11 protein-coding genes are annotated in these 12,583 nt (G+C 69.9%); all 11 read right to left on the bottom strand.

The features are described 5' to 3' along the window. Positions 1 to 7 precede the first annotated feature (7 nt). On the bottom strand, positions 8 to 1,174 hold the full coding sequence (gene ispG, locus OG611_RS35520; protein ID WP_266429780.1) for a flavodoxin-dependent (E)-4-hydroxy-3-methylbut-2-enyl-diphosphate synthase: 1,167 nt from the start codon (positions 1,172 to 1,174) through the stop codon (positions 8 to 10). 4 nt (positions 1,175 to 1,178) lie between these two features. Then, complete coding sequence (gene hpnH, locus OG611_RS35515) at positions 1,179 to 2,198, bottom strand: adenosyl-hopene transferase HpnH (protein WP_266429778.1); 1,020 nt, start codon at positions 2,196 to 2,198, stop codon at positions 1,179 to 1,181. A 5-nt stretch (positions 2,199 to 2,203) separates the two neighbouring features. Then, a complete protein-coding gene (locus OG611_RS35510; protein ID WP_266429776.1) occupies positions 2,204 to 2,863 on the bottom strand; it encodes a 1-hydroxy-2-methyl-2-butenyl 4-diphosphate reductase in 660 nt (219 codons plus the stop codon). Beyond that, entirely contained in the window at positions 2,863 to 4,863 is a 2,001-nt protein-coding gene (gene shc / locus OG611_RS35505; protein WP_266429773.1) for a squalene--hopene cyclase, read from the bottom strand. Before shc ends, OG611_RS35510 begins: the two co-directional genes overlap by 1 nt. 108 nt (positions 4,864 to 4,971) lie before the next feature. Next, positions 4,972 to 6,075, bottom strand: coding sequence for a polyprenyl synthetase family protein (locus OG611_RS35500; RefSeq protein ID WP_266429770.1), 1,104 nt, complete (start codon positions 6,073 to 6,075; stop codon positions 4,972 to 4,974). Beyond that, positions 6,072 to 7,460, bottom strand: coding sequence for a hydroxysqualene dehydroxylase HpnE (gene hpnE / locus OG611_RS35495; protein WP_266429767.1), 1,389 nt, complete (start codon positions 7,458 to 7,460; stop codon positions 6,072 to 6,074). The genes OG611_RS35500 and hpnE overlap by 4 nt, the downstream gene beginning before the upstream one ends. A gap of 118 nt (positions 7,461 to 7,578) precedes the next feature. Beyond that, positions 7,579 to 8,499 carry a presqualene diphosphate synthase HpnD gene (hpnD, locus tag OG611_RS35490; RefSeq protein ID WP_266429764.1) on the bottom strand — a complete coding sequence of 307 codons (921 nt, stop codon included), beginning with the start codon at positions 8,497 to 8,499 and terminating at the stop codon, positions 7,579 to 7,581. A 29-nt stretch (positions 8,500 to 8,528) separates the two neighbouring features. Further along, on the bottom strand, positions 8,529 to 9,449 hold the full coding sequence (hpnC, locus tag OG611_RS35485; RefSeq protein WP_266431396.1) for a squalene synthase HpnC: 921 nt from the start codon (positions 9,447 to 9,449) through the stop codon (positions 8,529 to 8,531). Between the two features lie 444 nt (positions 9,450 to 9,893). Further along, entirely contained in the window at positions 9,894 to 10,679 is a 786-nt protein-coding gene (locus OG611_RS35480; RefSeq protein ID WP_266429761.1) for an ABC transporter ATP-binding protein, read from the bottom strand. Further along, on the bottom strand, positions 10,672 to 11,601 hold the full coding sequence (locus OG611_RS35475; RefSeq protein ID WP_266429758.1) for an ABC transporter permease: 930 nt from the start codon (positions 11,599 to 11,601) through the stop codon (positions 10,672 to 10,674). Before OG611_RS35475 ends, OG611_RS35480 begins: the two co-directional genes overlap by 8 nt. Before the next feature lie 107 nt (positions 11,602 to 11,708). Beyond that, positions 11,709 to 12,581 carry a glycosyltransferase family 2 protein gene (locus tag OG611_RS35470; protein ID WP_266431394.1) on the bottom strand — a complete coding sequence of 291 codons (873 nt, stop codon included), beginning with the start codon at positions 12,579 to 12,581 and terminating at the stop codon, positions 11,709 to 11,711. Between the last annotated feature and the right edge of the window lie 2 nt (positions 12,582 to 12,583).

Here is a 12,583-nt window from a genome sequence, read left to right as displayed (position 1 = left end):
TTCTGTTTCAGCTCACGGTGACGGCGGGAACCCCCGACGGCGCCCCCGCCCCTTCCATGCCCTCGGCGATCTTCATGGCCTCTTCGATCAGCGTCTCGACGATCTTCGACTCGGGCACCGTCTTGATGACCTCGCCCTTCACGAAGATCTGCCCCTTGCCATTGCCCGAGGCAACACCCAGATCCGCCTCACGCGCCTCACCCGGACCATTGACGACACAGCCCATCACGGCCACCCGCAACGGCACCTCCATGCCCTCAAGACCCGCCGACACCTGATCCGCCAGCTTGTACACATCCACCTGCGCCCGCCCGCACGACGGACACGACACGATCTCCAGCCGCCGCTGCCTCAGGTTCAACGACTCCAGGATCTGGATACCGACCTTGACCTCCTCGACCGGCGGCGCCGACAACGACACCCGGATCGTGTCCCCGATCCCCTCCGACAGCAACGCACCGAACGCCACCGCCGACTTGATCGTCCCCTGGAACGCCGGACCCGCCTCCGTCACACCCAGATGCAGCGGATAGTCACAACGAGCCGCCAGCTGACGGTACGCATTCACCATCACCACCGGATCATTGTGCTTCACCGAGATCTTGATGTCCCTGAAACCGTGCTCCTCGAAGAGCGACGCCTCCCACAACGCCGACTCCACCAACGCCTCGGGAGTCGCCTTCCCGTACTTCGCCAGCAACCGCGCATCCAGCGAACCCGCGTTCACACCGATCCGGATCGGCGTCCCCGCATCGTTCGCCGCCCGCGCGATCTCCTTCACCTTGTCGTCGAACTGCTTGATGTTCCCCGGATTCACCCGCACCGCCGCACAGCCCGCATCGATCGCCGCGAACACATACTTCGGCTGGAAATGAATATCCGCGATCACCGGGATCTGCGACTTCCTCGCGATCACCGCCAACGCGTCCGCGTCGTCCTGCGTCGGACACGCCACCCGCACGATCTGACAGCCCGACGCCGTCAGCTCCGCGATCTGCTGCAACGTCGCACCCACGTCCGACGTACGCGTCGTGGTCATCGACTGCACCGACACCGGCGCGTCCCCGCCCACCGCAACCGACCCGACCTGGATGCGCCGCGAGTGGCGGCGCATCGCGAGCGGCCGGGCCGGCAGCTCGGGGAGACCCAGTGAAACCGGCCCTCCAGCAGTCATGACGTCACCGGCTCCCGGAGACGGTGTCGCGCGCCGCGCGCAGGGATTCCTTCAGCGATCCCATGGTGGCGAGCACGGCGGTGGGCTCGTATCCGCAGTGCGCCATGCAGTTGGCGCAGCGCGGGTCCTTGCCCCGGCCGTACTTGTCCCAGTCGGTCTCCTCGATGAGCTGACGGTACGTCGGCACGTAGCCGTCGCTCATCAGGTAGCAGGGCCGCTGCCAGCCGAAGAGCGAATAGTTCGGGATGGCCCAGGCCGTGCACGGGAAGTCCGCCTTGCCTTCCAGGAAGTCCAGGAAGAGCGGCGAGTGGTTCAGCCGCCAGCGGGCCCGGTTGCCGCCCGCGAACGACTTCTTGAACAGTTCGCGGGTCTGCTCGACGCCCAGGAAGTGCTCCTGGTCGGGTGCCTTCTCGTAGGCGTAGGCGGGCGAGATCATCATCTCGTCGACCTTCAGGTCGTCATTGAGGTAGTTGAGGACCTCGATGATGGTCTGCGGGGTGTCGGTGTTGAAGAAGGTGGAATTCGTGGTGACCCGGAAGCCGCGCCGCTTGGCCTCCTTCATCGCCGCCACGGCCTCGTCGAAGACGCCTTCCTTGGCGACCGATTCGTCGTGCCGTTCACGCAGCCCGTCGATGTGCACGGCGAAGGCGAAGTACGGCGAGGGAGTGAATTTCTCGATCTTCTTCCGCAGCAGCATCGCGTTGGTGCACAGGAAGACGTATTTCTTCCGCGCCACCAGCTGCCGGACGATTTCATCGATCTGCGGATGCATGAGCGGTTCGCCGCCCGCGATGGAAACCATCGGGGCACCCGATTCGAGCACGGCGCCCACGGCCTGGGCCACCGGCATGCGCTGCTTGAGCACGCCGGCCGGATGCTGGATCTTCCCGCAGCCCTCGCACGCGAGATTGCAGGCGTACAACGGCTCCAGTTCCACGATGAGCGGGAATTTCTCCCGCCTACGGAGCTTCTGTTCAATGAGGTACGTCGCAACCTTGATGGACTGACGGAGCGGCATGGCCATCTGGCTCACCTCCTGGGGAGCAGCAAAGATCGGTGCCATTCGTAGAAAGCCGGCAGGACGGCACGGAGAACCCTGAAAGCTGATATTCCACCGCGTATCGTGCCGATTCGGACGAGCTCATGCTCCGGAGCATCCACGATCACCCGTACGGCGGCAACCGGGCGTGGCCCGGACCGCAGGGCGGTGCGCAGAGTGGCGGCGGACTCCATGTCCACCGCGATCGCTCCGGTGGCCCGCAGCTCGGCCCGCTCATGTCCGCGTACGACATGGGCGGAGCCGGTCAACGGACCGGTGTGGACGGCGCGGCCGGGCACCGCCCTGGCCAGAGCCTCGGCGAGCAGGCCCGGACCGGTGCAGACCGTCGAGTCCCCGTCCTCCCGGGTCTCGTCGGCGACCACCAGGTCCCCGGGGTGCATTCCGGGCACCAGCCCGGCGCAGAACCCGGAGGCGACGACCGCCGTGCCGGGCGCCCGGTCCTGACCGAGCGCCCGTGAGACGGCCGCCTCGGCGGCTTTGGGACCCATGCCCGTACGGAGCACGGTCACCGGGCCCAAAGCGGCACCGGCCCTGCCCCGGCCGCTGCGCAGGGCGAACTGCTCGATGCCGAGCGCGCAGGCGATCAGCAGCGGCGCCGCGGGGCCGGCCGGCCCCGGCCCGTCGGCCATCAGGCCCCCTTGCGGGTGGCCGTGCGGTCGGCGAACGGTTCGCCGTACACGTACCGCCCGAGTGCGGTGAGCGGGAACACCTGGCGGTAGAGGTGGTAGTTGATGGAGAAGTCCCACGGGAATCCGGTGCCCGTGAAGTACGGCTCGTCCCAGGAGCCGTCGGCCTGCTGCGTCTCGCTGAGCCAGGTCACTCCCCGCTGTACGGCCCTGCTGTCCCGCCGTCCCGCGGCGAGCAGTGCGAGCAGCGCCCAGGCGGTCTGGGAGGCGGTCGAGGCGCCGTGCCCGATCCACTTCTCCTCCCGGTAGGAGCGCAGGTCCTCGCCCCAGCCGCCGTCGTCGTTCTGCACGGACTCCAGCCAGCCGACCGCGCGGCGGACCGCCGGGTGCGTCACGGGCAGCCCGGCGGCCACCAGCGCGGGGACCACCGACCCTGTGCCGTATACGTAGTTGACGCCCCAGCGGCCGAACCAGGCACCGCTCGCCTCCTGTTCGGCGAGCAGCCACTCGATGCCCCGCCGGGTGACGCGGTGACCGGACCGCCCCTCGACGGCGAGCATCTCCACCACGTGCCCGGTGACATCGGCGGACGGCGGGTCGATGACCTCGCCGAAGTCGCAGAACGGCAACCGGTTGGGGAACGCGCTGGTGTTGTCCGCGTCGAAGGCGCCCCAGGCCCCGTTGCGGGACTGCATACCGATGTTCCAGCGGACTCCGCGTCTGATGGCGGCCTCGATGCGCGCCCGGTCCGGGTGGCGGACCCGGCGCAGTGCGAGGACCACCTCGGCGGTGTCGTCGATGTCCGGGTAGTTGTCGTTGTGGAACTCGAAGGCCCAGCCGCCCGGGTTGAGCCGGGGGCGGCGCACGGACCAGTCGCCGGGCCGGACGATCTCCTCGCCGAGCATCCAGTCCGCGGCCTTCACGAGCGCCGGGTGGTCGGGGCTGACCCCGGCGTCGGCGAGCGCGATGGTGGCGAGGCAGGTGTCCCACACCGGGGACTGACAGGCCTCGATCATGCGGGCGCCGTCCTCGCGCCACACGGCGAACCGGTCGAGCGATTCGAGTCCGGCCCGCATCACCGGGTGGTCCAGGTCGTAGCCGAGCAGATGCAGGGCGATGACGGAGTACACGGCGGGCGGTTGGATGCCGCCCCAGCAGCCGTCGTTCTCCTGACGTTCGATGATCCAGCGGGCCGCGGCGTTCATCGCGGTCCGGCGCAGCTTGCGCGGTGCGATCCGGTGGTAGACGTGCAGCGCCTTGTCCAGGCGCTGGAAGACGCCGTCCCAGCTCGCGGCCGGTGCGGCGCGCCTGGGCGGGTTCGGATTGCGTGCGTCGGTGTGCAGTTCGTCGAGCGGGAAGGGCGCCGGGCGTACCGGCCGCTTCGCCGAGACGATGGTGAGCGGCACGATGGTCTGGCGGGCCCAGCAGCCGAAGTCGTAGATGTTGAGCGGGGCCCATTTGGGGAAGAACATCAGCTCGGGCGGGAGTTCCGGCAGGTCGTCCCATTTCCACCAGCCGAAGAGGGCGAGCCAGATCCGGGTGAAGACCCGGCCGGCGGCGATTCCGCCCTGCGCCCTGATCCAGGCCGAGGCGCGGGCCATGTGCGGATCGTCCGGCCGGTCTCCGGCCAGCCGCAGGGCCACGTACGCCTCGATGGTGGTGGAGAGTTCGCCGGGGCCGCCGTGGAAGGTGGCCCAGGTGCCGTCGCCCAGCTGTTCGCCGCGGATGAAGCGGCCGGCCGCCTGGACAGTGGCCGGGTCCTGGATTCCGAGGAACTGACGGAGCAGCAGGTCCTCGGCGTCCATGGTGACGTTGGTGGCGAGGTCGCCCTTCCACCAGCCCTGCTCGTCCTGCCTGCCGAGGAGGTGCTCCACCGAGCGTTCCGCGGCCTGCCGCGCGGCGGTGAACACGCCGTCCGCGGCGAGGGTTGTGTCGGTCGGTTCACTGGCCGAGGCTGCGCGGGGGTTCACGGCCCCGGTGCTTCCGTCGGTCGTCGCTGTCATGGCTTCCCCTTCGTGCAGTTTTGTCCTCTGCTGTGCTGGGGTCTCCGTCGGCCGGTGCCTGATACGGGCACCGGCCGGCGACTGCGAGTCATATGGAGCAGATAGTGATCATCTCTTTCGTACGACGACGAAGTCCGCGAGCGCCGTGAGCTGCGCCCGCACGGTCTGCGGCATGTCGACGCGGTGCAGTGCCTCGATGGCGACCGCATGCTGCCGACGGGCCTCCTGGGCGGTCCACTCGCGGCCGCCCGCCTCCTCGATGAGTGCCGCACGGGCGGCGAACTCCTCTTCGGAGAAGCTGTCGAATTCGCTGCTCTTGGCGTCGGCCGCGAGCAGCTCGCCCAGGCGCTCCGACGCCGGGCCGCCCGCGGCGAGCGCGGCGACGACCGGCAGGGACTTCTTGCGCTGGCGCAGGTCGCTCCAGGTCTGCTTGCCGGTGGACTCGGGGTCGCCCCAGATGCCGAGCAGATCGTCGACGGCCTGGAAGGCGAGGCCGAGGTGGTATCCGTACGCCTCCAGGGTGTCGGCGGTCCGGTCGTCGGCGCCGCCGAGGACCGCGCCGATGGAGCAGGCGCAGGCGAGCAGGGCGCCGGTCTTGTTGCCCTCCATCTCCAGGCACTCCTCGACGGTGACCCGCTCGCGGTGCTCGTAGGAGATGTCCTGGGCCTGCCCGTCGATGAGCTTGCGGCTGGCCGCGGTCAGCCTGCGGGTCGCGCGGCCCGCCTCGACGGTGCCGAGCTCCAGCAGGACCTCGTTGGCGAGGGCGAAGAGCGCGTCGCCGACCAGGATCGCCTGGGCGGGGCCGTGCACCTTCCAGACGGTGTCGCGGTGGCGGCGCTGTTCGTCGCCGTCCATCAGGTCGTCGTGCAGCAGCGAGAAGTTGTGCACGAGTTCGACGGCCACGGCGCCGGGGACGCCGGCCTCGGCGGCGGCGCCGGCGGCCTCCGCGGACAGCAGGGCGAGGGCCGGACGGACGGCCTTGCCCCCGTCTCCGTCGGCGGGCTGTCCCTGGGCGTCGATCCAGCCGAAGTGGTAGGCGGCGACGGTGTCCATGGGCGGTGCGAGCCGGTCAACGGCGGCCCGGAGCACCGGCGTGGAAAGGGCCCGTCCGCGCTCCAGAAGCGCGGTGACGTCCGTGGTGTCTGCCACGGTGTCGAAAGCCGGATTCGCCGGGGTCACTGACTCTCCTCTTGTTCCGGTGGTACTGCTCATGCCGCCTCCTGCAGCGGATGTTCATGGGAGCGGCCGAGCGCCCGGAGCGCGGCGTCCGCCGCGTTGAACCCGCTGCGGACGGCGCCCTCCATCGTCGCGGGCCAGCCGGTGGCCGTCCATGCCCCTGCCAGGCAGAGGCCGGGGACGCGGGTGCGGGCACCCGGCCGCAGCCGGCCGACGCCGGGAGCGGGGGCGAAGGTCGCCGTACGCTCCCGGGTGACGAAGAAATCCCTGATGCCGGCTCCGCGGGCAGCCGGCAGGAGCCGCTCCAGCTCGGGCAGGTAGCGGGTGCGCAGCTCGGCGACGGGGAGGTCGATCTCCTCGTCTGCGGCGGACTGGGAGACGGCGAGGTACTGCCCGGGGCCGGTGAGGCCCGAGGCGTCCGTGCGGTCGAAGACCCACTGGACCGGGGAGCCGAGCGCGGCGAAGAACGGGCGGCGCAGCACCTTGCGGTCGTAGACGACGTGCACGTTGAGGATCGGCGACGTGCCGATGGCGAGCAGCCGCTCGGGCTCGTCGAGCGCGCCCTCGGGCAGCAGGTCGTGGGTCTCTCGCTGCGGGACGGCGAGGACGACGGTGTCCGCCTCGATCCGTTCGCCGCCGGTGTCCACGATCCAGCAGCCGTCCGCCGTACGGGTGAGGGTGGAGGCCTTCGTGCGCAGTTCGGTACGGACTCCGGCGGCGTCGAGGGCCTTGCGTGCCAGCGTGTCGTGCACCTCGCCGAGGGGCACGCTCGCCCAGCCGATGTCGGCGGCGCCGGGCTCGGAGAGGAGTCCGGTCTTGAAGACCTTCGCGGCCAGGGCCAGCGAGGAGTTCGGCGCCGTGGCGTTGAGCGTGGCGACGCCGACCAGGTCCCACAGGGCCTCGATGGTGCGCGGCGACTGGCCGTGCCGGGCGAGCCAGCTGCCGAAGTCGACGGCGTCGAGCGCGGGGTCGTCGGGGTCGAGGCGGCCGAGCGCCAGTGCGGCGCGGCCGACGCCCGCCCGCTCGGCGAGCGAGAGGTGCGGATAGCCGGCCAGTCCGGCGGCCAGGTGGAAGGGCACCGGCAGCGCGTTGCGGCGCAGCCGTCCCAGCCGGGGGCCCGAGGGCCGCCCGACGTCGAGAACGGGCACGTCCAAACGGTTTTGCAGGGGTGCGAGGCGCGCCCCGTCCACGCGGTCGAGGAACCAGCGGTAGGCGGTGCAGCAGCGCAGATAGACATGCTGTCCGTTGTCGACCGTCAGTTCGCCGCGCCGGAAGGAGAAGGCGAGGCCGCCGAGCCGGGGCCGGCCTTCGAGCAGGGTCACGTCAAGCCCGGCGTCGGCGAGACGCAGCGCCGAGGTGATTCCGGCGAGGCCGCCGCCGATCACGACCGCGCGGGAGCGGCGCGGGGCGTCGTCCGTCATGCGTCCTCCTTTCGCCGGGTCACTTCAGTCAGGGACGCGTCGGCACGGCACAGGGTTGATCGCCGGGCGGATCGAGTTCCCGTGCTGCACATGGTGCGCGAGATGTCCTCATGGCGCATCAGACACGCCCCCTGGCCGTGCGCCGGGAGATGTACCGGGCGTCGAGACCCGACAGACCGCGCACCGCCACGTACGCCTTCTCGTGGCCCGGCAGCGAGACCCGGCCGCGCAGCACCGCCTCGGGGTCGCGCTCGATCCGGTCGAGCAGCCGCCGGTAGATGCCCGCCATGGCCGCGACACAGGCTCCGCTGCGCCGGTCCAGCATGGGCAGCAGCCGGTATCCCTCGGCGAACAGGGTGCGGGCGCGCCGTACCTCGAAGTGGACGAGGCCCGCGAAGTCGGCGCCGGGCGGTGGTGTGGCCCGGTGGAAGCCGGCCGAGCAGCCGAACTTGGCGAGGTCGTCGGCGGGCAGATACGTACGCCCGTTGCCCGCGTCCTCGCGGACGTCGCGCAGGATGTTGGTCAGCTGGAGCGCGAGGCCGAGCGTGTCGGCGTACTCCGCGGCCCGGTCGGCCCCCGGCGCGCCGGGCTCGGTACCGAAGACGCCCAGGCTGAGACGGCCGATGGCACCCGCGACACAGCGGCAGTAGACCTTGAGGTCGTCCCAGGTCTCGTACGTCGCACCGCGCACGTCCATCAGCACGCCGTCGATGAGTTCGTCGAGCCCGCCGAGCGGGAGCGGGAATCTGTGCGCGGCGTCGGCGAGCGCGACGGCCACCGGGTCGGTGTCGTCCTCGTCGACCGCTCCGGCCCGGATCCGGTCCAGGACGGTGCGGGTGCTCTCCAGGCGGGTCCGCTTGGTGTCCGCGTCCAGCTCGCCGTCACCGATGTCGTCGACACGACGGGAGAAGGCGTACAGCGCCGACATGGCCTGTCGCTTCTCGGCCGGCAGCAGTCTGATGCCGTACGCGAAGTTACGCGCCTGCTGTCCGGTGACCGCCTCGCAGTAACTGTATGCGGCCTGTACCGGTGCCGACATGTACGTCGTCTGTCCCTCCACGGTCCGGCTCACCCCTCTCTACGCGCTTTTCGCAAGACAACTCCCACCTCGCGCAGCAGGCTGGGCTTGGTGGGTTTGGGCGGTCCGGGCAGTACGTCGAACCCGGCGGCCGCGATCGCGGTGAGGGCGGCGCGCCCCCCTCCCACGAATCCGGCGAGAAGCAGCCTGAGCCTGCCGTGGACGCTACCCACCAGAGGGGTGCCTTCATTCAGCAGTTCCCGAGCGCGTTCCGCTTCGTACGCAACCAGTGAACGCACCGATGCGCCCCCCGAGGGGGCGGCGAGATCGGCCTCGGCGACATGGAACCGGGCCATGTCGTCGGCGGGGAGATAGATCCGGTCGCGGCCGAGGTCCTCGGTGACGTCCTGGAGGTGCTCGACGATCTGCAGGGCGGTGCAGACGGCGTCGGAGCGGCGGATGCGTTCGGGGCTGGCGGTTCCGGTGATTTGCAGGACCAGCCGGCCCACGGGGTTGGCGGAGAGCTCGCAGTAGGCCAGGAGCTCCTCGTACGTCCCGTAACGGCGGACCTTCTGGTCCTGCCGGTTGGCCTCGATGAGGCCGAGGAAGGGTTCCGGGCTGAGCGCGCAGCGCCGCACGGTGGGGCGCAGGGCGCGCAGCAGGGGGTGGCGGGGGCCGCCGCCCGAGGTGTCGAAGACCCGGCGCAGATCGACCTCGAAGGCGTCGAGCATGGCGAGCCGGTCGTCGGTCTGCGCGGGATCGAGGCCGAGGTGACGGGCGTCCGCACCGCCGGGGGCGAGATCCCCGTCGCCGATGTCGTCGACGAGGCGGGCGTAGCCGTAGACGGCCATCAGGTCGTCGCGCCAGGCGCGGGGCAGGAAGAAGGGGGCCACGGGGAAGTTCTCGTCCGCGGCCTTGTCGAGAGTGCTGGGCACGACGTCATCGGGGTGCGTCTGCCGGGTACGAGTCACCACGGACCGCCCGGCGCTGGGACGGCGTGAGCACCTCGGAGCTGGAGATTTTCCGTCATTGCCGTCACATCTCCCGTTCTACACTGCTGACCCAAAACATCCCATTCCGGACACGCCGCCCGCTCTGCCGAGTGCGGAGCGCTGCCTACGGGCCGCGCACCAGGCACTATCGCCCCACTTGCCTCGAATCAGCACCGGTACAGCTTACGTTGTACAACGCTCATCCATACGGCGGGGTGTTGGGCGCGTTGCAGGAACGCTTTCCGCCCCGCCAACCTTCCCCGTACACAAGGGAATTGACGTCATCCGACGGGACGAGATCCTGCGCAGGACATACCGCCGGGCGTGGAGTGCGCCGACGGTGGTCCACGATCCGGACACCGCGGCGGCCCTTGCCGGAGTACCGGCAAAGGCCGCCTGGACGTCGTGGGACCGGGAGAGGCGCTACTTCCCGGTCTCGCGCTCGTACGCCTTGAGCACCTCGTCCGTCGGGCCGTCCATCAGCAGCTCGCCCTTCTCCAGCCACAGCACCCGGTCACAGGTGTCCCTGATGGACTTGTTGCTGTGGCTGACCAGGAAGACGGTGCCGGCCTCCTTGCGGAGCTCCCTGATGCGCTTCTCGGAGCGGATCTGGAACTTGCGGTCACCGGTCGCCAGCGCCTCGTCGATCATGAGGACGTCGTGGTTCTTCGCGGCGGCGATGGAGAAGCGCAGGCGCGCGGCCATGCCGGAGGAGTACGTGCGCATCGGCAGGGTGATGAAGTCGCCCTTCTCGTTGATGCCGGAGAAGTCGACGATCCCCTGGTAGCGCTCGTGGATCTCCTCGCGGGACATGCCCATCGCGAGGCCGCCGAGCACCACGTTGCGCTCGCCGGTCAGATCGCTCATCAGCGCCGCGTTCACCCCGAGCAGCGACGGCTGCCCGTCGGTGTAGACCTTGCCGTGCTCGGTCGGCAGCAGACCGGCGATGGCCCGCAGCAGCGTCGACTTGCCGGAACCGTTGGTCCCGATGAGGCCGATCGCCTCGCCTCGGTAGGCGGTGAAGGAGACACCGCGGACGGCGTGCACCTTGCGCACACCGCGCGATTCGCCCTTGCCGCGGCGCAGGATCCGGCTCAGCGCCGCGGTGGCGCTGCCCTTGCCGCCGCCGGCGCCGTTGACGCGGTACACGATGTGCACATCGTCGGCGATGACGGTGGGGACGCGCCCCGGGGTCTTGTCGTCAGCCACGGCCGTACCGTTCCTCTGCCTTCCAGAAGTACACGAAGCCCACGAGGCCTACGAGGACCGCCCAGGCGAGCGCCACGATCCAGACGTGCGCCGGCAGGTTCCCCGCGCCGTACCCGTCGATCAGCGCGAAGCGGATCAGGTCCATGTAGATGGCCGCCGGGTTGTACTGCAGCACGTTGGCGATCCAGTCCGGCTTGCTCTTGAGCATCACCGGGATCGAGAACATGACGCCCGACGCGTACATCCAGGTCCGCATGACGAACGGCATCAGCTGGGCGAGGTCGGGGGTCTTGCTGCCGAGCCTGGCCATGATCAGCGCCAGGCCGGTGTTGAAGACGAACTGCATGACCAGCGCCGGAAGGATCAGCAGCCACGAGAGGCTCGGGTAGCTGCCGAAGGCGATGGCCACGGCCGCGAGCACGATCATCGAGAACAGCAGCTGCTGGAGCTGCTGGAGCGAGAACGAGATGGGCAGCGAGGCGCGCGGGAAGTGCAGGGCCCGGACCAGCCCCAGATTGCCGGAGATGGCCCGTACGCCAGCCATCACCGAACTCTGGGTGAAGGTGAAGACGAAGACGCCGGTCACCAGGAACGGGATGAAGACCTCCTGGGTCATTCCCTTCCGGGTGCCCAGGATCAGCCCGAAGATCAAGTAGTAGACCAGGGCGTTGAGCAGCGGTGTGGCCACCTGCCACAGCTGGCCGAGCTTCGCCTGGCTGTACTGGGCGGTCAGCTTCGCCCTGGAGAACGCCATGATGAAGTGGCGCCGGCCCCAGAGCTGCCGGATGTATTCGAAGAGCCCTGGCCGGGCGCCGCTCACCGTCAGGCCGTACTTGGCGGCCATCTCGGCCGAGCTCAGGCCGTCGTCGGCGGATGGGGGGGTGCTCAATGCGACCGCACCATCATGGGTTGTGTCACTCACCAGATGAAACTCTCGTATTCAAGATGCGCAGCCAGTCGCGGGCGCGGTTCGGAGCGGACAGGTCCCGTGGAGAAAACGTACGTCCCATGCTCTCAGAGGTGAGCCTCTCAGATCACGGGAGGTCGGCCGAGTCGGGTCAGCCGCCACACTGTGCGCCACTTCATCGGGCGGCGCGTTCCGCACGGCGTGGACCAGCCTTCCCGGAAGCCGCCGAGCCATGCCTTCAGCGCCGGGCCCGAGGGCTTGCGGAGCAGGGTCAGCAGCAGCCACACCCCGAGATAGACGGGCACCAGGGGCGCGGGCAGATTGCGCCGGGCCAGCCAGACCCGGTTACGGGCCACCATCCGGTGGTACACCGCGTGCCGCGAGGGGGCGGTCGTCGGGTGGTTGAGCACCATGTCCGCGCGGTAGTCGATCATCCAGCCGGCGTCCAGTGCCCGCCAGGCGAGATCGGTCTCCTCGTGCGCGTAGAAGAACTGACCGGGCAGCGGACCGATCTCGGCGATGACCTTGGTGCGTACGGCGTTGGCGCCGCCGAGGAAGGTCGTCACGCGGGAGGAGCGCATCGGGTCGGAGGCACGCAGCCGCGGTACGTGGCGGCGCTGCGTGACACCGGTGTCCGGGTCGGCGATGCGGAAGCTGATGATGCCCAGCTCGGGATCGGCCTCGAAGGCCTGCCGGCACAGCTCGGCGGTGTCGGTGAGCGGCAGCAGTCCGTCGTCGTCGAGGAAGAGCAGGGCGTCGACATCGGCGCCGGACGGACCGAAGGCCTCGATCCCGACGTTGCGGCCGCCGGGGATGCCCAGGTTCTCGGGCAGCTCGACGGACCGTACTCCCGCGGGGACGTCGGGTACCGGGGCGCCGTTGCCGACGACCACCACCTCGATCCGGTCGCCGTCCTGCACGGCGACCGAATCGAGGAGGGCACGGAGCTCTTCGGGGCGGTTGCCCATCGTGATGACGACCGCGCCGAGTTTCATGG

Source organism: Streptomyces sp. NBC_01363 (assembly GCF_026340595.1).
In the GTDB taxonomy this organism is placed as follows: domain Bacteria; phylum Actinomycetota; class Actinomycetes; order Streptomycetales; family Streptomycetaceae; genus Streptomyces.
The sequence above is the reverse complement of the archived record's forward strand: the minus strand, read 5'-3'. Positions and strand labels throughout refer to the sequence as shown.